General features: G+C 27.5%; 19 protein-coding genes. 10 read left to right on the plus strand and 9 right to left on the minus strand.

Annotation, left to right across the window (positions count from 1 at the left end):
* The first annotated feature begins 1 nt into the window (after position 1).
* Positions 2 to 1117, plus strand: a complete 1116-nt coding sequence (locus R4I97_RS11310) for a hypothetical protein (RefSeq protein WP_335785141.1) — start codon at positions 2 to 4, stop codon at positions 1115 to 1117.
* Positions 1118 to 1364: 247 nt separating this feature from the next.
* Here R4I97_RS11310 and R4I97_RS11315 read toward each other — a convergent pair whose 3' ends face one another.
* Together R4I97_RS11315 and R4I97_RS11320 are read right to left on the minus strand one after the other, a co-directional pair.
* Positions 1365 to 2306, minus strand: coding sequence for a leucine-rich repeat domain-containing protein (locus R4I97_RS11315; RefSeq protein WP_335785142.1), 942 nt, complete (start codon positions 2304 to 2306; stop codon positions 1365 to 1367).
* Between the two features lie 319 nt (positions 2307 to 2625).
* A complete protein-coding gene (locus tag R4I97_RS11320; RefSeq protein ID WP_335785143.1) occupies positions 2626 to 5643 on the minus strand; it encodes a DEAD/DEAH box helicase in 3018 nt (1005 codons plus the stop codon).
* Positions 5644 to 5894: 251 nt separating this feature from the next.
* Between R4I97_RS11320 and R4I97_RS11325 the strand changes: the two genes are divergently transcribed.
* The 4 genes from R4I97_RS11325 (at position 5895) to R4I97_RS11340 (ending at position 8907) form a co-directional block, all read left to right on the plus strand.
* The gene (locus R4I97_RS11325) at positions 5895 to 6197 is read left to right on the plus strand and encodes a hypothetical protein (RefSeq protein WP_335785144.1); all 303 of its coding nucleotides are present in this window, start codon (positions 5895 to 5897) and stop codon (positions 6195 to 6197) included.
* 23 nt (positions 6198 to 6220) lie between these two features.
* A complete protein-coding gene (locus R4I97_RS11330; protein ID WP_335785145.1) occupies positions 6221 to 7495 on the plus strand; it encodes a tetratricopeptide repeat protein in 1275 nt (424 codons plus the stop codon).
* 137 nt (positions 7496 to 7632) lie between these two features.
* Positions 7633 to 8370 carry a hypothetical protein gene (locus R4I97_RS11335; protein ID WP_335785146.1) on the plus strand — a complete coding sequence of 246 codons (738 nt, stop codon included), beginning with the start codon at positions 7633 to 7635 and terminating at the stop codon, positions 8368 to 8370.
* A gap of 30 nt (positions 8371 to 8400) precedes the next feature.
* Entirely contained in the window at positions 8401 to 8907 is a 507-nt protein-coding gene (locus R4I97_RS11340) for a DUF2147 domain-containing protein (RefSeq protein WP_335785147.1), read from the plus strand.
* On the opposite strand, the gene R4I97_RS11345 is transcribed toward R4I97_RS11340, so the two are convergent.
* A complete protein-coding gene (locus tag R4I97_RS11345; protein WP_335785148.1) occupies positions 8904 to 10508 on the minus strand; it encodes a peptide ABC transporter substrate-binding protein in 1605 nt (534 codons plus the stop codon). The two genes, R4I97_RS11340 and R4I97_RS11345, sit on opposite strands and share 4 nt — an antisense overlap.
* A gap of 78 nt (positions 10509 to 10586) precedes the next feature.
* Complete coding sequence (locus R4I97_RS11350) at positions 10587 to 11303, minus strand: gamma-glutamyl-gamma-aminobutyrate hydrolase family protein (RefSeq protein WP_335785149.1); 717 nt, start codon at positions 11301 to 11303, stop codon at positions 10587 to 10589.
* Positions 11304 to 11558: 255 nt separating this feature from the next.
* On the opposite strand from R4I97_RS11350, the gene R4I97_RS11355 reads away from it, so the two are divergent.
* The 3 genes from R4I97_RS11355 to R4I97_RS11365 all read left to right on the plus strand — a co-directional run bounded on the left by R4I97_RS11355 (position 11559) and on the right by R4I97_RS11365 (position 14699).
* Positions 11559 to 12917, plus strand: coding sequence for an FAD-dependent oxidoreductase (locus R4I97_RS11355; RefSeq protein WP_335785150.1), 1359 nt, complete (start codon positions 11559 to 11561; stop codon positions 12915 to 12917).
* 205 nt (positions 12918 to 13122) lie between these two features.
* Positions 13123 to 13959, plus strand: a complete 837-nt coding sequence (locus tag R4I97_RS11360; RefSeq protein ID WP_335785151.1) for a hypothetical protein — start codon at positions 13123 to 13125, stop codon at positions 13957 to 13959.
* A 2-nt stretch (positions 13960 to 13961) separates the two neighbouring features.
* A complete protein-coding gene (locus R4I97_RS11365; protein ID WP_335785152.1) occupies positions 13962 to 14699 on the plus strand; it encodes a hypothetical protein in 738 nt (245 codons plus the stop codon).
* A gap of 3 nt (positions 14700 to 14702) precedes the next feature.
* Here R4I97_RS11365 and R4I97_RS11370 read toward each other — a convergent pair whose 3' ends face one another.
* Positions 14703 to 15704: an ABC transporter ATP-binding protein gene (locus tag R4I97_RS11370; protein WP_335785153.1), complete on the minus strand. Its 1002-nt coding sequence runs from the start codon at positions 15702 to 15704 to the stop codon at positions 14703 to 14705.
* A 220-nt stretch (positions 15705 to 15924) separates the two neighbouring features.
* On the opposite strand from R4I97_RS11370, the gene R4I97_RS11375 reads away from it, so the two are divergent.
* Positions 15925 to 17445, plus strand: a complete 1521-nt coding sequence (locus R4I97_RS11375) for a hypothetical protein (RefSeq protein ID WP_335785154.1) — start codon at positions 15925 to 15927, stop codon at positions 17443 to 17445.
* Here R4I97_RS11375 and R4I97_RS11380 read toward each other — a convergent pair.
* Positions 17438 to 18397: an ABC transporter ATP-binding protein gene (locus tag R4I97_RS11380; protein WP_335785155.1), complete on the minus strand. Its 960-nt coding sequence runs from the start codon at positions 18395 to 18397 to the stop codon at positions 17438 to 17440. The two genes, R4I97_RS11375 and R4I97_RS11380, sit on opposite strands and share 8 nt — an antisense overlap.
* Before the next feature lie 70 nt (positions 18398 to 18467).
* Positions 18468 to 20294, minus strand: a complete 1827-nt coding sequence (locus tag R4I97_RS11385; protein ID WP_335785156.1) for an ankyrin repeat domain-containing protein — start codon at positions 20292 to 20294, stop codon at positions 18468 to 18470.
* A gap of 247 nt (positions 20295 to 20541) precedes the next feature.
* Here R4I97_RS11385 and R4I97_RS11390 point away from each other — a divergent pair, with 247 nt between their 5' ends.
* On the plus strand, positions 20542 to 22374 hold the full coding sequence (locus R4I97_RS11390; protein ID WP_335785157.1) for a methyl-accepting chemotaxis protein: 1833 nt from the start codon (positions 20542 to 20544) through the stop codon (positions 22372 to 22374).
* Positions 22375 to 22552: 178 nt separating this feature from the next.
* Here the strand turns inward: R4I97_RS11390 and R4I97_RS11395 are convergent, their stop codons facing one another.
* A complete protein-coding gene (locus tag R4I97_RS11395) occupies positions 22553 to 23587 on the minus strand; it encodes an NADH:flavin oxidoreductase/NADH oxidase (protein WP_335785158.1) in 1035 nt (344 codons plus the stop codon).
* Positions 23588 to 23744: 157 nt separating this feature from the next.
* On the minus strand, positions 23745 to 24344 hold the full coding sequence (rdgB, locus tag R4I97_RS11400; RefSeq protein WP_335785159.1) for an RdgB/HAM1 family non-canonical purine NTP pyrophosphatase: 600 nt from the start codon (positions 24342 to 24344) through the stop codon (positions 23745 to 23747).
* Positions 24345 to 24347: the final 3 nt, after the last annotated feature.

Genomic DNA, 24347 nt, shown 5'->3' on the forward strand with positions numbered 1-24347 from the left:
TATGAATACTATTTTAAAAGATTATTTGGAATATGCTAAAGAAAAATCTAATATAGATGAAGTTCAAGATACAAAATTAATTAAAAAAAATGAAAAGTTTTTAAAATTAAAAGAATTAGAACATTCTGATGAGATGCCTGCAATATGTAAAGAGCTTTCTCTTTCACTTAATGATATGGATATATTAAAATCTTTTAGTGCTTCTAATTTTATTGCACATTCATTTTATCATGATGATAATATTGACGAAGAGATTGGTAAAAGAATAATAGATTTATTTTACAAAAATATTTATTATGCCTGCAAATATATAAACGATGCTGCTTTAGCATACAATATAGATGAAGATGATTTAACAACTGATGATATAGAGAATTTAGATATTGATATAATGTATAGAATAGATTATGAGGCACTTGCTTCTTTTACTGGTATTGATACTATGATACCTGCGATTATGACTTTAACATGCGGCAATCTTAATCTTCGTGAATATTTTAGAAGTTTAGAGCCTACTGAATATATAGAGTATATAGAAACTTATATTCCTAGTATGAGATATTTGCATGTTGGAATTGATGCTTCATTAAAGACTAAAATACTTGTATTATCTCCAAAGGTTGAGAGGGGATTTTTTATTGAAACTGCTGATACTAATAATTGCTTTCATTTAATTACTCTCCTTGAAAATGAGATTTACAATAAAAAATTATTAAAAAGATATGGAATAGATAATTTCGAGTTTAATGATTTGGTTTACAAAGTTGCAAAAGGAGAGGAGTATTCTCAAGAGATTATTGAAACAAATGCCCATCAGCAATACTATACAATATATGCTTTACAAAATGATGGTTCATATAAAATAGAAGATGATAATGGAGAGCTTGATTTGGATAATATTTTGCATAGCGATATTTCTCCAGAAGATATACCTCAAATTGAAGGCACTCCTATTATTATAATGGACAGTGAAGGCATGTGGACAAAACCTATAAAATGGGATAATAGTTATTTTACAAAGCTACATCAGAAGTTAAACCCTTATGTTAATATATTAGATGAGATTACAGACGAAGAATACAAATCTTGTATAGATAAGATAAAGAAGTTTAATTGATTTTTTAATATATCTAAAAAATTATATTTTGTCATAAAAGTTTTTATTTTATTCAACTTTTTCCCGCCGCAAAAAGTTGCAAAAAGTGCAATTGTTAGAATTCTAATAATATGTATAAAATATTATATAATAATTGTTTTTTAGTTAAAAATGCAGTTGTTTTGCTTCTTTTATACCAATAAAAGAACTGGGGTGCTACCCTACGGGCACGCTTCGCAGGGGCAAAGCCCTGCAAAATAATTAAAATTCAAAATATAATTTTGACAGACTTAAAAAATTTATTATCAAAAATATTTTTATTTTTTATTTTAGTATCTATAAGAATTAATTCTTTTAATTTTTTCAACTTTTTTAATTCAGGAAGTTTTTTTATAGAACTTGAAAGAATATGTAATTCTTCTAAATTTTTTAATTTGCAAATAGAATCAGAAAGTTCTTTTAAATTATTAGAACCTATTAAAAGTGTTTGTAAATTTGTTAAATTAAATAATTCTTCAGGAAGAGTTTTATATTTATTATAGCTTATATTTAAATATTTAAGCTTCTTTAAATAAGCAATTTCTTTAGGTATAATTTCTATATTGTTGCTCGATAAATCAAGAGCTTTTATATTTTTTAAATTTGAAATTTTTAAATCAATATTAGTAATTTTATTTGCACTTAAATCTAAATTTTTTATATTCTCTAAATAAAAAATTTCTTCCTGAATATTATTTAAATTATTTTCGCTTATATTAAGAACTTCTAATTTTTTTAGATTTATAATTTCTTTTGATATACTGCTTATTTTATTCTCATAAATATTAAAGATTTTTAAGTTTTTCAAATTTGATATTCCATCATCAATAAAACTAATATTATTTCCAGATAAATTTATTTCTTCAAGATTTTCTAAACTATAAATAAAATTCGGTATTTCATCAAAATCATTATACATAAACCAAATTCTTTTTAATGATTTTAATTTAGAAATTTCATCTAAAAATAAATTACAAGGCAATCCATACAAATCAAGCTCTTCAATATTCTCTAATTCTTCTTTGCTTCTTGGGAAATTTTCTATTTTTAACTCCAAAGCCCAAGAAATAATTTTATTAAAATCTTTATCTGATAGCATAGAATGAACTATACTAAAAATTTTAAAGTTTGTCAATTTTTTGTTGTTCTTTTTCTTGCAGCTTGCACCCATACCTAAAGGTACTTCTTTCAGTCGCAGGCACTTCCTTCGGTCGCGGTGCGGACTTCGTCAAAGTTTTTACCCTACGGGTACGCTTCGCGAAAGTGCAATTTCTTTAGCTTTATATATTTGAAATATCTATTAAATATAATATAATACTCATATTTTTAGATAAATATGCAGCCTTTTTGCTTCTTTGTGGCAACAAAAGAAGTGGGGTGCGGGGCAAAGCCCTGCAAAATAATTAAAATTAAAAAAATAAATTTTGAGCAAATATAAAATTTTAAGTATATACTAAAATAATTTTTAGCTGCTGTATATATTCTAAAATTTAATTAATAAGATTCTTCACTTCATCCCAGCTTAGTTTATTAATGTCGCCCATTGAATCGCCTACTACTGTATCAATAAGCACTCTTTTTTTGTTTTGAAGCTCTAAAATCTTCTCTTCTATTGTTCCTCTTGTTACTAATTTATAATTGGTTACCACTCTTTTTTGTCCTATTCTATATGCTCTGTCTGTTGCTTGGTCTTCAACTGCAGGATTCCACCATAAATCATAATGTATAACAGTGTCTGCCTGTGTGAGTGTGAGTCCTGTGCCTGCTGCTTTTAAACTAAGCAAAAATATAGGAGCTTCTCCTGCATTAAATCTATGCACTAAATCCATTCTGTTTTTTGTGGTGCCGTCCAAATAAAGATAATTTATATTGAGTTTGTTGAAGGCATCTCTCATAATATTAAGCATTCTTGTAAAAGAGCTAAATACCAATACGCTATGCCCTCCTGATATAGCCTCTCTAATCATTTCTATAAACATATTAAACTTACCGCTTGTATGACTCTCTCCTCTTAAATCATGATGCATTAGTCTTGGGTGGCAGCAAACTTGTCTTAGCCTTGTGAGAGCTGAAAATATTTCTATATGAGACTGTGCAAAACCTTTTCTTTTTACTGTTTCAAATATCTCTATTCTTGCAGCTTCAAGTATTGACATATAAAGCTCTTTTTGGTCTTTAGTTAAATCGCAGTAATTTACAACCGTGTGTTTCGGAGGCAAATCTTTAAGCACATCAGTTTTAAGTCTTCTTAATATAAAAGGTGCTATTCTTGTTTTGAGATTATCCAAAGCCTCGTTTGAAGTTTCCAAGCCTGATAAAATAGGAGCTTCATAATCTTCAATAAAGTCTTTATGCTTGCCCAAAAATCCAGGCATTAAAAAATCAAACATAGACCACATTTCGCTTATGCTGTTTTCTATAGGTGTACCGCTTAGAGCGAGCCTTTTTAATGATTTTAAGCTTTTTACTGTTTTTGCATTTTGTGTGTTGGCGTTTTTTATATGCTGTGCTTCGTCAAGTATCACATAATTAAACTCGTTTTCGCTAAGTGCTTTTACATCTCTTCTTAAAGTAGAGTAGGATATTATAGCTACATCATAATTGCTTACAGCTCTAATCTTTTTCATTCTTGATTTTAAGCTTCCTGTTAAAACTATTGCTTCAAGAGATGGGGCAAACTTTTTTATTTCATAATACCAGTTGGCAACACAGGAAGTTGGTGCTATTATTAAAGAAGTGAGTTTCTCTCCGTTTTCTTTTTCTTTTAATATTGTTGCTATAGTTTGAAAACTCTTTCCAAGACCCATATCATCTGCAAGTATGCCGTTTAATGACATGTCCGCAAGTTTTCTAAGCCATTTATAGCCTATAAGCTGATAATTTCTAAACTCTCCAACTATGTTTTTTGGAGGCTCTTCATCATAATCAACTCTTTTTATATTTGATATTGTCTCTATTGCACTGTCATCTAAATCTAATTCTATACCGCTATGTTTTTCAAGCATATCAGCAAAGTATGGAGCACTAAACATTGGAAGCAAATATCTATTATCTTCATTATTTTCTATAGGGTTATCTTTAAGCATTTTTGCTATATAATCAATAACCTCTAAATCTATCGGCACAAATGAACCGTTTTGAAGCCTTATATATTCTTTATTTTCTACTTTTACAGCCCTTATAATATCTGATAAATCATGTATCTCTTTAACTCCTTCAAATGAAAAATTAATTTCAAAGAAGTTAATGTCTTTAGTGAGAGATACCTTCATTTTGAGAGGTTTTACATTTAATTTAAGGGACTTAAAAGATTCACTGTAAAAACAAGTCCAGCCTTTATCCTGAAGCATAGGTAAAATTTTATAGCATAAATAAAATATCTTCTCATCATCTGATGAAGCAAAAGTATAATCTCCAACCTTATCCAAATATTTAGATAAAGTATTACAAAAATATTCCTCTTTTTCTTTGTCTCTATATATTTCATTTACTTCATTGTCAAACATATTACTGCTTGTGAATTTATTAGTATAAGGGTCAACAGTAAAAGAACCGTATTTAAATTTTATAGTGGAAAATACATTGCTTCCGTCATAGTCCAAGAATAATAATGCCTGTGCCGGGAATGCTAATATTTCATTTTCTTTTATGTTTTCAGGAAGTTCGATATGGAAATCTTTTTTTAAGTTTGGAAGGACCCTTGAACAAAAATCTTTAATATATGCTCTATTAACAGTTATAGGTTTTTTAAATATGTGTTTTTTAATCTTTGGGTATGATGGATTAGTTTCATAAAAAATATCTTTATATAATATATAATCGCAATTCTCCCCAAATGTATATACTCTGTTAAGCTCTACATCTTTTATATTTATATCTAATACTAAATCTTTGTTTTCATTGTAGTAGGTTTCTATGATAATATTTAATACTTCATCGCTGAATGTTATAACCTTGCTTTCTAATCTAATATTTGCTACTTCTTTAAGCATAGTTAAACATTGATAAGCATTATAATCTTTAAACCACAATTTGCCGTTTTCTTGATTTTGTAAAGCATCAGCATATAAATTGTTTAAAAACCTTATTAATTTAGCTTCGCCTCTGCCAAAATCTTCTAATTCTATTCTATATTCTTCATCTTCTATTTTTTGTTTATCACCGGTAACGCAAGAAAATAAAAAACTCTCAAGCTCTACGATTCTTAATTGCTTTTTTTTCTCTATGTCTATAAGTTTGAGTGAAAGCCCTAAGCTCTTTTCATTTCCTTCACCGCGTAATGACAATAATACTGAGATGCTAAAGTATTCTCTATAAAGATTATCTCTATAATTATCCATCAGAGGTGCACGCGTGTAGTATAGCCAGTTTTGTCTTTCATCGTTTATTATTTTTACATCTTTTATGTTAAAATTAGTATTATCTTCTTCATTGTTGCTATAATCTAAGAGGGTATTAGATTTTTCGTTATTATCTTTAATATCTTTCTTTTTTAGTTTTCCTGCCATTTTTTAGCTTTTATCCTTAAATAAGCTTATAATACTATTTTTATATACATTAAAATATTGACTATTCATGATAATAGAATTATAAAAAAAGTCAAGTTTTATGATATTTTATTATTGATTATTGTTATATTCAAAATTTACAAAATTAAATGATATATGTTATAGTAATATATATAATTTAAAATTATGATTGCAAAATTTTTTTTTCATTTTATAATTTTAATTAACATAATATTTATTTGGATAAATTAATGTCTAAAAAAATTATTGATAAAATAAAGTATTTTTATGCAGAGAAAAGAAAATTATTTATTATAATATTATCCTCTTGGTTTGTATTTATTGTATTAATAGGGGTTATTATAGGTTTAAATAAAGAGCCTGATATAGTTCCTTTGACGCCAGAAGAAGAAAATGCTATGATTTCAAATGATATTATAAAAAATGATGATAAAAAGATTATAGAAGGTGAGATGCTTTCAACAAAAAATAATTTGAGTTTTGAGGAATTAGAACGCTCAAGGAATTATGTAGAAAGCCGAAAAAATAAATAATAACTTTTAGGAGGAAGAAAAATATGCGTTTAAAGATATTTGCATGTGTATTTTCTTGTATTATGTTCACAGGGCTATTATTTGCCCAAGAAACAATCACAGTACAGCCAGACGATAAAGTGGTAACTAATGAAGTTCCAGTTTCTCGTAAGGGAGAGCCTTTAGAAAAAGATTTGCTTAAATCAATAGATTTTGCTGCTAATAGTTTATTTTCTATTAAATTGAATGCTACTAATTTTGACAGATATATTCGTATTACAAGCTATTCTACAAATTTGGACTTTGTAAGATTTACGAGAGACAAAACTAATGCATTTCTCACTTTTGCTACATTAACACCGGGCATAGCAAAACTTAATTTCCAAATAGATACAGAAGATAATATCATTAGAAGATATATTTATACAATTAATGTAACTAACGGAGAGCCTATAACAGACACTAATTCTACAATGTTTGATGCAGAAACTACTAATGAAGCACCTACTACAAACGATATGATAATGGATACAAACGAAACAGCTACAAATACAATAAGCACAAATGAATCAGTTACAAATGCTGTAGAAACTAATACAACAGCTACAAATGCAACAAACGCTGCTGCAAATAATAATGCTGCAAAAGCTGCATCAATAACTAAAACAACACCAAAAGAAGATAATTCTGAAGTTGCTTTATTATTTAAATCAGCAGAAGAGCTTAAAAATATGAAAGATTATGATAATGCTATAAGCTCTTATAATAATGTAATCTCTCAATATCCCGATTCAAAATATGCAGTTTATAGTTATTTTAGAGTAGGTGATATTTATAATTTGAAAAAAGATTATACTAATGCTTTTGATACATACAAAAAGGCTTCTGAATTAAAAACCGCTAACAACAATCAAAAGGCTGCTGCTTTATACTCAATGGGAGTTGTGAGAAAAGCTGAAAATAATGATGCGGAAGCTATGAAATATTTTAATGATGTTATAGCTAAATATCCTAATACTTACTCTTATGGAAATGCTGTATATGAAATTGCTGATAGTCTAAAGCAAATGGGTAAAATTTCTGACGGATTAAATATGTTAGAGAAATCATTATCTTCAAAAGAGAAATTCGCTAAAAGAGCAGATGCAATGCTTCTTCTTGCAGAGATTTATGAAACAGGCAATAATAATGTAAGAGATTTTAATAAAGCTTATTTAACATATAATCAATATTTAAGCGAATATCCTAACACTTCAAAAACAAAATATGCTGATGATAGAAAAAACTTCTTATCAAGAAATGCAGTTAATATAAAATAAATAAATAATCTTCATATATATAAAAAGCCATTTAAGAAGTAATTCTTATTTGGCTTTTTTTGTATATTTTTTATTGATATTTTTTATAGAATGTATTATATTTTATAAGAAAATAATATATTTATTTAAGAGTGTTTATGAAAAAAATTGTTATACTCTTTATACTAATATCTTCTTTAGCATATTCATTCCCATATAATATGTACACTGGAATGACAGGTGCACTTCGTTTGGGCGGCACTTTGTATTTAGATAATATGAGAATAGGGAATAAAAAATATACTTTATCAAGTCCTATCATGCTTAATTTTGGTATATTAAAAAATTTTGATGTATTTGCAAGAGTGCTTCCTCTTACTTATATTCCAGAAGTGGGTGTTGGTGTTGAAGGAGAGCCTCAATTTTCTATAATGCCGAGATTTCAATTTTTTAATGGATTTATAGGTGCAGTTGAGGTATTATTTCCTGGTTCTTCAAAGCAGAAATTCGGATTAAATCCTCAGATACATTATTTAATAGGGCTTGGCGATTTTCTAACTATGTACGCCAATTTGGAAGTGCCTATGTTTTTTAATGACCCGAGAGGTGTTGTTAATTATATAAGGCTTAAAACAGCTATTGGGGTTTATCCTGGTTCTTTATTTGGTTTTTCACTTGCTGGCATATATCTTGAATATCATTTAGCTTATGATTTTTATAATCAAGCTATGCTTGGATTAAATCATTTAGGGCTTGGTGTTTATTTGGTGCTTAATAGCGATGCAAGTTTATCTATCAATTTCAGTCCTTATGTTGAACAGCTTGCTAGCGGATATTATTTTGGTATAGGGGCTTATATTTCTTATACACTCGATTTTAATAAGTTTATTAGATAATAAAAAATTATTAATAATTTGGATAAAATAATGAAAAAGATTATATTATTAATTATTATATTTTCTTCATATTTATGTGCGGCAAATAATGCTAAAGATATTGAAGGTTTTTGGGCTATGCCTGATAAGCCTAAAGGGAGAATGAAAGTAGCTAAGATAATAGTAATTAATAATAAACTTTATGCCTATGCGATTGATTTTCAAGATGATGTAAAAACTACTCTCGATATTCATAATCCAGATAAAACTCTTAGAAACAAAGACCTTAGAGGGCTTACATTTATTTATGATGTAGAGTTTAAAGATGGTGAGTGGCAAACTGGAAGAATATATCATACAGACCAAGGAAGCTCATATTATGCTAAAATTACTTTGTCTGATGATAAAAAATCATTATCTCTAAAAGCTTCATTAGATAAAGGCGGAGTAGTTGGAGCAAGCGTAAAATGGACAAGGCTATCCGAAGAAGAAGCAAAAAAATATAATGATATTCCAATTAGCAGTTTAAGAACCGTAGAAGGCAAACCTGTAAATTAATTATCTGTATCTTCAATAATCTCAGCATTCTTAAAATTGTATACACCAAAATTGTCGCATGTAACATTAATAAGTTTTGGGCTTTGCATAACTATGCTGTTATAATAAAATAAAGGTATTATAGCCATATCTTCTATAGCAATCTTTTCTGCTGAATGCAAATATTTTATATCTTGAGTTGTTAAATAGTTCCTTATATTTTCATCATATAAAGGGTTATAATATTTTCCTTCGTTTAGTATATAATCTTTTTGTAGTAATGATAAAAATGACATAGGGTGATTATACCCGCCAGCCCAACTGCGTCTTGCCATATCAAAATTGCCGCTTCTTCTTATTTTTATAAACTCATTAAATGGTTTTGCAATGACTATTGTATCTATATTTAGATTTTCTTTGAGCATTTTTTTAATTGCATTAGCTATTTCTAAATGAACTCCATAATCTGTAAAAAGATTTATTACAGGAAAATCATCGGTATTTTTATATCCTGCTTGCTCTAATAACTTTTTAGCTAATTCTATATTGTTGTTATAATCTTTAGTGGAAAAATAATCGTTTGTATCTTCTTTTCTAAAATCTTTACTATTATATTTTATATTATACGGCACTATTGCTGATGCTGCTATATCATCAGATTTAACAATTTCTTCTATTATATAGTTTCTATCTATAGCTAATGATATTGCTTTTCTCACCATAGGATTTGAAAGCGGATTTATTTCATTATTTATTTCATAAAAATATAATGAAGTTTTTGCTGCATTCTTTGCTATATTTTTTTCAAACAATTCATCTTTTTTTTCTATAGGTATATTATTATAAAAATATAATTCATCTTTTTCTATTAAGCTTAATGCTTCATTAGGATTATTTATAAACTCAAAATTAATTATATCTGCTTTTATATTTGTATAATTCCAATAATCTGTATTTTTTCTTACAACAAGTCTATAATTATCTAATCGCACAATCTGAAAAGCGCCATTGCCAATCATAGTATCAGCATTCAAAGACCAATTATTTTCATCTTTGCTTACTATATCCTCTCTCAAAGGAGTGTAGGCACTATGGCATACTAATTCATCAAAGTATGGAACAGGATATTCCAATTCAACATATAAAGTATCATCATCTAATGCCTTTACTCCTAATTGTTCTTTATCCATGTTTCCATTTATTATTTCATGAGCATTTTTTATATTCTCTAAATATACAGCTAAAGGGGACTCTGTTTTTGGATCAACAATTCTTTGCCATGCATACACAAAATCATCAGCTTTTAAATCGAATCCATCAGCCCATTTAGCATTTGTTCTTATATAAAAAACATATATAGTGTTATTATTTGATGATATCCATTTTTCTGCTGAGCCTGGTATTATATTTCCATTTTCATCTTTTATGGTAAGATTTTCAAATAGATGGTTTATATATATCATAGAGCTAATGGAAGAAGTTTTTGAAGGGTCCATTGAATTTGGTTTTCCTCCAACTGATACAGTTATTTCATTTAATATTTTTTTTGGCTCTTTGTGGCAGGATAAAAATAAAATTGATAATAATATAATTAATAATTTCAAAAATCTATTTCTTTTCATAAAAAATCCAAAATATAAAAAGTATTATATTTACATATATCGAAAAAAATGATAACTATATGATTAAAATATACTATTTTATTTATTATTTTCACAAATAAAAATAAATTTATTAAATATATTTTGCATTTTTATATCGTTTTCAGACATTAATTCTGGGTGCCATTGGAGGGCCAATATAAAATGATTTTTGTCTTTATATTCTATAGCTTCTATAATACCGTCATTAGCCTTTGCTGCAATATTAAAATCTTTAGCTGCTTTTCCTATTGCCTGATGATGAAAACTATTAACTTCACTTTCTTCACCTAATAAATCATAAAGCATAGAGTTTTTATCTATTTTTATTTTATGTGTTGCAACATCCGTTGGAGCAGTTTGAGAATGTAGTATATTGCTTTTGGTTTGAGATTCTATATCTTGAATTAAATCTCCTCCAAAATAAACATTAATAAGCTGCAATCCTCTGCATATTCCTAAGATAGGTTTTTTCATTTTGAATGCATAATCGAGTACTGCAAAATCAAACTCATCTCTTTCTTTTGATATAGTTCCAATTTTAGGGTGCGGTTCTTGATTAAAATAGAATGGGTGAATGTCAACCCCGCCTGTCATAAGGACGCCTGATACATTTTCTATCGTTTTTTTTATTATGTCTTTATCTTTTATTATTGGTATTATAACAGGTATTCCATTAGCCCTTACAACTGATTGTATATAGGAATCATTTGCAAATGCTTTTTTGCTGTTATTTTCATTTAATATATTTCCAGATATTGCTATAATTTTATTCATATTAAAAGCCGTTTTTTTAATAATTATATTCGAATTATTATATTTGTCAAATATAAAATATATTATGTAATTTAATATATATTTTTTTTATACTATTATGGTATTAATATGTTTAATTCGTTCGTATTATTATACAATATAATAATGAAATTTATCTTTGTTTATACAATAACTTGACTAATAATAATTTTTTTATTATAATAAATGTATTATAATTATAAGATATTTAAATTAATTATTAAAGGGGTTATTTATATGAAAGTAATAGTAATAGGTTGTAACCATGCCGGCACATGGGCTGCAAAAACTTTGAAAGCTACAGATCCTAATTGTCAAGTAGTAACTTATGATAGAAATGATAATATATCTTTCTTAGCTTGCGGTATCGCTCTTTGGGTTGGCGGTGTAGTAAAAGATCCTAAAGGTTTATTTTATGCTAGTCCTGAAGGTTTGAAAAGCGAAGGAATAGAAGTTCATATGGGTCATGAAGTAACAAAAATAGATTGGGCTAACAAAAAAATGACTATTAAAGAATTAAAAACTGGTAAAGAGTTTGAAGATAATTATGATAAACTTATTCTTGCTACTGGTTCTTGGCCTGTAACACCTCCTATTGAAGGTTTAAAACAAGAAGGCACTACTTATGGGCTTAAAAAAGGTATTTTCTTCTCTAAACTTTATCAGCAGGGACAAGAAATTATTGATGAGATAGCTAAACCAGAAATTAAAAGAGTTATGGTAGTTGGTGCTGGTTATATAGGTGTTGAACTTATAGAAGCTTTCAAAAATCATGGTAAAGAAGTTATCTTAATGGAAGCTATGCCTAGAGTTATGGCTAACTATTTTGATAAAGAGATTACTGATGAAGCTGAAAAAAGAATTAAAGATGCTGGTATAGAAGTACATTTAGGTGAGACTGTTAAGAAATTTGAAGGTGATGACAGAGTTAAAAAAGTTATTACTGACAAAGGTTCTTATGATGTAGATATGGTAGTTATGTCTGTAGGTTTCAGACCTAACAATGAACTTTATAAAGATTATTTAGAAACTTTACCTAATGGTGCTATAGTTGTAGATACTACTATGAAAACAACTAAAGACCCTAATGTGTTTGCTATTGGTGACTGTTCTACAGTATATTCAAGAGCTTCTGAAAAACAAGAATATATTGCTTTAGCTACTAATGCTGTTAGAATGGGTATAGTGGCAGCTAACAATGCTTTAGGCAGACATGTTGAATATTGCGGTACTCAGGGTTCTAATGCTATTTGCGTATTTGGATATAACATGGCTTCTACTGGTTGGTCTGAAGAGACTGCTAAGAAGAAAGGATTAAAAGTAAAATCTAATTTCTTTAGAGATGCTGAAAGACCAGAGTTTATGCCTACTTATGAAGATGTATTAGTAAAAATCGTATATGAAGAAGGTACTGGACGTATGTTAGGAGCTCAGATCGCTTCTAAACATAATCATGCTGAAGCAATACATGCATTCTCACTTGCTATACAAAAAGGTATGACAGTTCAAGAGTTTGCTCTTTCTGACTTCTTCTTCCTTCCTCACTATAACAAACCATTATCTTGGATGACTATGGTTGCTTATACTGCTAAATAATTATTAATTTATAATTTTATTAAAAGCCTTATAGAATTATCTATGGGGCTTTTTTATTAATTAGTATGATTTAATATTAATTATATATTGAAACTTTTAATTTCTTTATTGAAATTTTAAGATTGTATGCTATGAAAGATATAAGAATGAAAAGCTTTTTAAGTTTTATATTGATATTATTTTGTATTAATTATACAATCATATTATGAATTATTTTGTTAAAGTTATTGTGTATGTTTTATTTTTAATTATTTTTGTTTCTTGCGGACTTCCGGATATTACCAGCATTACACAAGAGATGAATCAGCCTTTTATAACAAAAATCACGCCAATGGATAGAAAAATAGTTATAGAGTTTCAAGCGCAAAATAATGAACCAGCGTTTAGCGGATACAATATATATTTTGGAGACAGTGTTAATCCGAGGATATATAGAGTTTATAGCCAGCAAAAAACAATTCCTACTATAGTAAGTACAAGAAGCACAACTTTGCAAACATTTACTTTTACGATAGAAAAAAATATTTATTATACAGGAAGTAATGTTACAGAAATTTCACTTCTTCCAGAAACTGAGATAAGAAACGGCATACCTATATATGTGTGGGTGAGTTCTTATCAAATAACGCCTCAAAATGAAAGTTATTATTATTATGATAATTATGTAAAGATGGCGACACCAAGGCCAGAAGCATTAAATCAAACTGTCACAGCTAATACTACTATAGTTTTTTCAGAGGGTAATTTAGCCAATTTGACATTAAATAATAATAAGCTTTATTTTTCTAGTCCTCAAGCAGCAAATGAAACATGGTCTGTGCAGCGAGTGGCTGGTACTTCTCTTTATGATGTTGTAGTTCCTCCAACTGAAGGATATACTACAGAGAGTTTGGAGGTTATTGCTGATAGATTATATTTAATAAAGATTAATAAAAATAATGCAAATTATTATGCCAAGATATTTGTAAGGAGTGTTAACGGTGTTAATAGCATAGTAGCAGATTACTGTTATCAAATTAGTGCCGACATATTAAGTTATTAAAGATGAAGAAAATATTTTTGCTTATTCTATTTACTATATTTTTCAGTTCCTGTGCTGAAGAGCTTGTTACTATAATAGATGAATATAATATGCCTTATGAAATAAAAGCTATACCTGGAGATAGTAAGGTGAGTATATCTTTTTGGTCAGGAATATTAGCATCAGATTTTGCAGGATTTAATATATATGCCAAAACTTCAGAAAATATGAATCAGCCAGATGATGCTATTAAAGATTCAGAACAAATGCTTCCAACTATAAAGGGTACAAATCATACCCGTACTAATTTTGTTATAGATATTCCAAATTATAGTTTTGTCAATGGTACAAAATATTTTATAACAGTAACAGCATACGGTACAAATGAACTTATAGAAGAAAAATATATTGAGACAAAGATTAATACAGCGGTACCCGTGATACCAAGACCGGAGGGCACAGGAACTATTGACGCTGCCAATAATATAAATGTTACAGGAGTTGGAACTGTTGCTACAAGGAATGGTAATATGATTGATGTTGCTGGTGCCTGGAAAGTTCAATATTTTGGGTATCAGACTAATTTTAATAGTGTGGTTGTTGTTACTAATATGAATGCTTTTGATAATGATGCTCCGTATTTAGTTAATGGGCTTTATATATTTTATAATGGCACTGGTTTAGTAAAAGTGTTAATAGGAGCTAATGATTCGTATCAATGGGCTTATCAAGGTAATGCTGCTTCTTGGAATGGTGTATAAGTTTTATATGCTGTCGAAAAATAGGCAAGCTGATTGATGATTGCTGTTTACGTCTTTTAATACCACTTTTGTATTTTGGCATTCAGGTTTTGCATATATGCATCTTGTGTGAAATCTGCATCCAGTTGGTATGTTTGATGCATTAGGAATTTCTCCTTTTATTGGAAGTTCTTTAATAATATTTGCCCTTCCAGTAGAAACATCTGGCACTGCCGAGATTAATGCTTTTGTGTATGGGTGTTTAGGGTTTTCTATTATTTCATTAGCTTCTCCTATCTCTACAATACTTCCCAAATACATTACTGCTATTCTATCTGCAAAATATTTAGCAGTTGACAAATCATGAGTAATATAAATATAGCTTAATTGTTTTTGCATTTGCACTTCTTTCATCATATAGAGTATTTCTGCTCTTGTAGACAAATCTATCATAGATACAGGCTCATCTGCTACAATTAATTTCGGATTAAGTATTAAAGCACGTGCAGTTGCAATTCTTTGACGCTGCCCTCCAGAAAGCATGTGCGGATATCTATCCATAAACTCTTCAGGAGGATTAATCTTTACATCTTGCAAAGCCTTTATTACCATTTCATCATAATCTTTTTCATTTCCTTCTATATTATGAATATAAAGTGCCTCTTTTAACACATCTCTTATTTTAAATCTTGGATTCATTGATGCATAAGGGTCTTGAAATATCATCTGTACATTTTGTCTATATTTTTTTATTTTTTCTTTATCAAAATTATTAATGCTTTCATTTTCAAATACAATATTTCCAAAAGTAGGTTCTATTAATTTCATTATCAATTTGCCAATAGTTGTTTTCCCGCTTCCTGATTCTCCTATAATGGCAAGTATTTCTCCTCTTTTTATTTCTAAACTTACATCATCAACCGCTTTAATTTCTTTTGTTTTTTTTATTAAACTTTCTATTATATTGCTATGAGGCCTAAAATATTTTTTTACATTTTCAAGTTTTAATATTACATTATTATCCATTAGAATCAAATACCTTGGCATATATTTTTATTAGTTATAATAGTAATATATTATAATGTAGAAATCAAGTATTTATTTTTTTAATAATAAATAAAGTATTAATTTGACTATTTATATTTATAATAGTATAATTATGAATCTTATAAAACAAATGGATTTTTTATTTATTTTATAAGGTTATATTAGAATAACTATATATTGTCTTTTTGTAGAGTAGCACATGAAAAACAATTCTTTAATTTATATATTAATAATCATTTTATCAATATTTATAGGTATAATAACAAGAATTCAATTATATGATAAATATAATATTACAAGCGGTGATTCTTTGGAACATTATTATCATATGAGAAAAAATTATGATAATAAGGAGTTTCCTGTTATGGGAGTATATTTAGTATCTCCTATATTATTAATAGGTTCTGAAAATGTGTATGAAGAGAATGTTCCAAGAGTACCTGGAAGTCTATTTTATTTACAGTATATATTATTGTATTTTTTATCGGGTGATAATATTGAAATAGCAAGGTTATTAAATTATATATTAATTACTATTTCCCCTTTAGTATTTTTAATTTTTATATTAAAAAAATTCGGCTTAAAAATAATGTCGATAATAACTTCAATATTATTTATGAATGTTACTTTTTTACATTTTCAAAATGAAATATATAACCCTGATACCGTTTTTATATTATCATTTCTTTCAATAACTTTAATATTAATATATATATCATCAGATAATAAAGCTTCATATATTGCAAGTATTTTTATATTTCCTATTTTAGCATTGGAATCTATGTGTCATATTGCGGTATTTTTTAGTATAGTTCTGGCATTTATTATATATTTAATAATACGAAGAAAAAGAACAAAGCAATATATTGTACCTCTATCTATAGGTGTTTTAATATCATTTTTATTATATATGCCTTATATTGTGTATGAAATACAAAATGGTTTTCCTAATTTCATGAATGTTGTTAATTTAAAAAATTCTGTAAAACCTATAATACAGCCTCCTCAAATATGGTCTATTTTATTTTTTCCTACAAATGAACCCAATCATAATTATGGCAATGGAGTAGCGGCTATATTTACTCGTTGGTTTAATGGTGATATTAAATTGGTATTTAGTTTTATATTTTATATTATATCTGTTCTTATAGGGGTGGTTTCTTTTATCATTCTTATTGCGGATTTATTTAGAAAAAAAATTAATAAGGATTTAATATTTAAGGAATCTGCTATAATATATTTTGTATATATTATAGCAACTATAGCTATATTTATGATATTAAATTTAGGTGCCGGAAGACCTAGATATTTTTACAATATATACCCTTTTACTTTTATTCCTATAATTTATTTGATAAAAAGGTTAGAGAATAGAAGATTTTTTAATTTTATAGTGATATTTGCAATAATGAATTTATTTGCTGTTAATTTTCAAGTATATAATGAATATAAGGATATAAAAGATATAGGCTGGAATTTTATGCAGCCGCATATAGAAAACATAATTAAAGATTCAAATACTAATTGTTTTAATTTGTATGATTCGGATAAATATTCTTATGTACTAATGAAAATTGAAAATCCTAATTTTATATTAGATACTAACTCAAATATTAAATATAGTATAATAAAGCCTGGAGACACGAATTTCAATAATAGTATGTTTATAATTTATAGTAATGAACAATATATAACATACAAAGAAGAAATAACTAATTAATCAAATGGCATGCACATAAATGTTTATTTCCCATATTTTTTAATATGGGTTCTTCATTTTTGCATTTATCTATTTTTTCTTTACATCGGTCATAAAACATGCATCCTTTTGGCGGATTAAGTAAATCAGGAGGAGTGCCTTCTATAAAATCTAATTTAGCAACAGTTGTTTTAAGTCTTGGAGTTGCTGCTAATAATCTTTTTGTGTATGGGTGTTTTGGGTTATTATAAATATCTTCACTTTTTGCAAGTTCTGCTATTTTTCCTCCATACATTACGCAAACCCTATCAGATATCTCTGCTTCTAATGCTAAATCATGAGTAATAAATATAAATGATAAATTAAAATCTTTTTTTAGTTTTTTTAATAGATTTATTATTTGAGCCTGCACTATAACATCTAATGCAGTGGTAGGTTCATCTAATATTATTAATTTAGGTTTTAAAAACAATGCAGCTGCTATTACAACTCTTTGCTTCATTCCTCCAGAAAGCTCATGAGGGTATCTATCCATTACGCTATGATGAAGACCAACATATCCTAAATATTCTTTTATAAGTTTATAGGCATCATTTTTATTCATATCAATATGCCTATTTAATGTTTCAAGCATTTGATATCCTATAGTATATACAGGAGTGAGAGAGTTCATAGCTCCTTGAAAAACCATAGATATTTTTGACCATCTTATATTTTTTCTTATATATTCTTCTTTAAGCGGTATTATATCTTCACCATCTAATATAATTTTTCCGCCTTCATATTTTCCGGGAGGGGAGGGCATTCTTAAAAGAGATGTGGCAAGAGATGTTTTTCCGCAGCCTGATTCTCCAACAATGCCTAAAGTTTCTCCTTCTTCTATATCGAAACTAATATCGTTAATAGCTTTTACATTGCCTTTAGATGTGTGATAATACATCTTGAGATTTTCTACTTTTAATATAATTGACATATATATTATTACCTTAAATATTATGTTAATTATAATATATTATAAAAAATTTACAATCTATATATTTTTCTTATTTATTATCTTCAGCTTGCTTTAATACTTCATATATAGCCAAACTGTTATTATCTCTTGCTATATCTATAGGCAATTTTCCATTGTTGTTTTTTATATTAATATCAGCACCAGCTATAACAAGTTCGCTTACTATATCAACGCTTCCAGCTCTAACAGCATTATGCAAAGGAGTATCTCCATATTGATTTTGTATGTTTAGCTCTGGTTTTTTATTAAGCAAAAGTTTTACAATATTTAATTGAGAGTTTTCGGCTGCCATATGCAAAGCAGTGTTTCCATATTTATCTGCAGTATTTAATTCTACATTTCTTGAGATTAATATTCTCACGATATTTTCAAGTCCTGTTCTTGAAGCTCTCATTAATGGCGTTAAACTTGATATATCATTTGCTCTGTTAATATCAGCACCATTTTCAACTAAAAGCTGAAGCAAGTCTATATTATCAGTATTAATAGCATATTCTATTAAAGAGCTTCCATCTTCCATAGTTGTTTTATTTAAATCTGCTTTGTTAGTGATAAAGAATTTTGTTAATTCCATGTCGTTATTCATTATAGCAATATTTAAAGCACCAAGCCCATTAGCATCTGTTGTATTAATATCAGCTTTGTTTGCTATTAATAACTCTATCATAGGTATTCTGTTTTTTATAATAGGGCTTTTTATAGCACACATTAACGCTGTACTATAATCATAACTTTGAATATTAACATTTGCATTATTAGAAATAAGCAACTTAGCTAATTCTATATCTCCGTTATTAGCAGCATACATAAGAGAAGTCCAACCATCATTGTCATAGGAATTAACATCAGCACCATTTTCTAAAAGTATTCTCACAGTGTCTATATATGAATTGCCTGAAGCTATTATTAAAGCATTCATTCCATTTATATAACTGTTAATATCATTTTTATTAAAGTTAGTTATAATATCATTCATTATTTTAGCACTGTTCCCCGAACCATTTTGAAGAAGCACCAAATCCACAGGCTGTTTGCTTGAAGTATTATTAAACTTAGAACCCGCAGCAGCCATTATAATATTTCCATATTTTTTATTAAAGCTATTATTTTCTATTTTTGAACCCTTGTCTAAAAAGTATTTAAATAAATCATAATCTAATGATACTATAGAATTATATAATACAGTGCTTCCATCAGCATTTTGATAATTAATATCCGCACCATTATCTACTAAATATTTAACTATGCTTCTATCACTATTTTCAATAGCATAACTTAAAATAGCAGGCTCTCTTTTTAAATCAAATGAATTATCTAATAATAATTTTATCATATTTTTATTTGTTTGGGATATTGCATAATACATAGGATAATTTTTTATATCATCTCCAGTATAAGAACCATACACATTAGCGCTTCCTTCTTTTATTAAAAGTTCTGCTATTTTTTTATTATTATTTTTTATTGCTAATATGAGAGGAGTAATTCCTTCATCGCTTGATATTTCTGTGTCTGCCTTATTTTCTATTAAAAACTTAACAGCCTTTATATTGTTTGCTTCCACAGCATGATAGAGAGGAGTTCTATTTTCTATATCAGTTTCATTAACATCAGCACCATAATTATTTACAAACTCTTTTACAACGCTATCTCCATATTTTTTATTGTATATGGCTTCATCATATATCTCATAATTTTCTGCCATTTTATTTAAATTGGCTCTATTTGTTATAAATAAAAATGTGCCGACAAGTATTCCTGCACCAATTAATAATATAAAAATAATTGCTAATGCTATAATTATTACTTTAAATAAGTATTTTTTATTTTCATCATATTGATTATTATTATTCATAAATGTTCCTATTAAAAGACTTAAAAAAACTTGTTAAAAAACTTGCATATAATATAACATATTTTATATAAATTAAAAGACTCTATTTTTTAGTATTAATATACATTTATATAATCATAATTAAAAATAAACACTAATTTTATCTATTTATTAATTATAATATTTAACATCATCTATAAAAACTGATTGACAATAATATTATATTTCTATATTATTTATAGATAATTTGTATATATGGAGCTTTCATATGGATAAATTAAGAGTTAGTAGAAGGGCTATAATATTAAAATTTCTTATTCCTTATTTTATATTTTTTGTTTTAATTTGTATACCAGTATATATAACTTATTATAAGCAGTATAGAGAAAATTTCTTATATAATATTAATGATATGATGGACAATGTCTCATTAGATATATCAAGATGGATATTTGAATATAAAACTCAATTACAAACAGTAAATAATTTCTTTGAGACGGATATGTCATTTAATGATATGATGTCAGCCGTTTATAAAATGAAATCATTAGATAAAGAATTAGTTGATATTTATTTTGGAGGAGATATTCCTTATGCTAATGGAGGTTTTTTTGTAACAGCTATTCCTGATACTATACCAGATGATTATGACCAAACTACTAGGGATTGGTATATTAATTCTATAAATACAAATGATGTTTATATAAGCGAACCATATACAGATGTTTCAACATCTTCTACAGTTATTACTTTGGCAATTGCTGTTAGAAATGGGGCTGGTATTAAAGGAGTGGCCGCTTTAGATGTATACTTTTCAAAAATCAATAATATAATGAATGAAATAAAAAATGATAAAGGTTATGAGTTTTATGTGGTTCTTTCTGATGGAAAATATCTCAACCATAGTGATGCGAATTATTTATTAAATGAAAATTATAGTGCATTTAATATGCCTGAGTTTTCAGATATGAAAAATAAAATGGATAATGGAAGAGCTGTTTCTATAATAAACAATCAGTGGTATGGAATTAAAGAGATAGAAGGTTTCCCTTGGTATATAGTAGCTAAAGGAAATATTAATGAATTAAGAGATAAAACAAATCTATTAATTTTTTATTTGATACTTATAATATTATTATCACTTATTTTAGAAACTCTTTTAGTAACTTTGATTACTATACCTATTACTAATACTTTAAATGAGGCTATAAATCATATAGATAATATGGCTTTAGGTAATTTTGATATAAAAGAAAATGCTTCAAAAAAACATGGTAATATAGCTTATGCTCTGTCTTCTTCTATAGATGAAATGCAGAAAAATATTAGTTCTGTAATTTATAAGTTAAAAGTTGATATTGATTCTATTAATAGTGAAATGGAGAAAATATCTTTAGGCAATGATGATTTATCAAACAAAACTATTTCTCAATCATCTTCAGTTAATGAATTAGCAAGTTCTATAGAATCATTATCTTCTTCAATTACAGAAACTTATGCTAATACAAATAAAGCTAAAGAGATAAGTGAGAAAGCATTAGAGTATACTAGTAGGGGAGTTGATATCGTATCAAGAACATTATCAAATATGACTGAAATATCTGAGGCAAGTAAAAATATATCAGAAATTATTAAAATGATACAGTCTATAGCTTTTCAAACTAATATATTGGCTCTTAATGCAGCTGTTGAGGCGGCACGTGCTGGTGAACAAGGTAAAGGATTTGCAGTTGTAGCAAGTGAAGTTAGAAATTTAGCACAAACTTCTGCCAAGGCTGCTGATGATATTACAGATATAGTAGAAAGTACGATTCAAAAAATAGATTCAGGTTATGAAACAGTGTCAGAATCATCTTCTATATTAGAGGAAATTAATAATTTTGTTACAGAAGTATCAAATTCATTAGTTAATATATCAAATGCAGCAGAGGAAGAGAAAGATAATATTGAACAGATTAATATAAGTGTTTCTTCTATTAATAATATTACACAAAGAAATACTTCTCTTGCAAATGATAGTGCTACATCTAGTAGAGAAATATTAGATAAAACAGAGCATATAGCTGAAAATATTTCCTATTTTAAGTTTAAAAAAATATAATTGATTTTTTAATTTAGCATATTTTTTGTATAATAAATATTGTTTGTGAAAAACTATATTGAAAACTTTTTATTTGAGATTTATTTTTTTATACATATAAATAATTTTTTAAGTTAAATAAAAAAGTCCTTCAGAGCAATAGAAATAACTTCTGAAGGACAATACTATATATTATTAATTATCTTTTAGCCTGTTCATACTGTTTAGGGAATGGTACATCAATACCTAAAGTTCTTGCAGCTTGTAATGCCCAATAAGGGTTTCTTAATAATTCTCTGCCTATGTATATTGCATCAGCAGCACCATTTCTAACCATCATATTAGCCATTTTAGGGTCATATATAAGACCTCCTCCTATACAAGGCACAGTCATATACTGTTTTAATTCTCTGCAGAAAGGTACTTGATAACCTTCATAAGGAATAATCTTACCGTCTGCTGTAACTGCTCCTGTACTAACATCTATAGAATCTATTAATTTAGCTTCTTCCAAAGGTTTTAGCATTTCAGCAAAATCTTTTACAGTGTTTCCGCCTTCTTTCCAGTCATAAGAAGATATTCTTATTTGTATAGGGTAGTCGCTTCCTACTGCTTCACGGCATTTTCTTAGTATCTCTTCTAAGAACTTAGCTCTGTTTTTGTCGTATTCATCTGTTCTTTTATTTGATAATGGTGATAAGAAAGTAGAAATTAAATAGCCATGAGCAGCATGAAGTTCTATGATGTCAAATCCTGCCTTTTTAGCTCTTAATGCAGCATTAGCAAAAGCATCAATTACTTCGTTAATATCTGATTGTGTCATTTCTACAGGAGTTCTGTATTTTTCATTGAATGCTATAGCACTTGGAGCATATATTTTATCTATTTTGGTCGATTCGCATTTTCTTCCAGCATGTCCTAATTGTATGCCGATTTTAGCTCCATTAGCATGAACTGCATTTACTAATTTACTTAAACCGTCTATATATTTGTCGTCCCATATAGCTAAGTCATTATCAGTTATATTGCTTACATAAGGTAAAACTCCAGTAGCTTCTACTATTATTAAACCAGTTCCTCCTATTGCCCTTGTAACATAATGCTGTATATGCCAATCATTAACATATCCATCTTCAGCGCTATACATACACATTGGAGGCATTACAACTCTGTTTTTTATTTCTATATTACCTATTTGTAAAGGTGTAAAAAGATTACTTTTTTCTGCTTTCATTATAAAAACTCCTTAAAATAATATGCTTAGATAGGGTATAGTATAATAAAAAAATAAGAATAATTCAATTTATTTATTATTGTTTTTCTTGACATTTTTGAAAGCTTTAAATACTTTATTTTCACATATTTTTAATATAAGTTTTTAATAATAATTATTATTTATTATTAAATGTGTTTATAATATGTAATATTTCTTTCATTTTATTCATAGCTATTGCTCTATGGCTCATGGAGTTTTTTTGCTCTAAAGTCATCTCAGCATAAGTAATATTATACCCATTAGGCTTAAATATAGGGTCATAACCAAATCCATCAAATCCTTTAGGGTTTTCCACTATAACTCCATCAACTATTCCTTCTAAAGCTATATAATAATTATCATCTAATACACATACAGCAGAAGTGATAAAATATGCAGTTCTATCCTTTTTGTTTTTTAATTTATCTAATATCATCTGCATCTTTTCTTTGTAGCCTAAATTTTCTCCGCCGTATCTTGCAGAATATATCCCAGGTTCACCATTAAGAGCATTTATACAAATCCCAGAATCATCTGCCAAAGAGGGAAGTTTTGTATGATTATATACCGCCCTTGCCTTTATTAAAGAGTTTTCTATAAAGCTATTTCCATCTTCTATTATTTCACCAATATCAGCAGGCATTGGTAATATCTCTTTTGCAGAGTCTTTAAATATATTTTGTATTTCAATTAATTTATGTTTATTAGCAGTAGCTATTACTAATTTATTTATCATAAA

It is taken from the genome of Brachyspira pilosicoli (assembly GCF_036997485.1).
Taxonomy (GTDB): Bacteria; Spirochaetota; Brachyspiria; order Brachyspirales; family Brachyspiraceae; genus Brachyspira; species Brachyspira pilosicoli_C.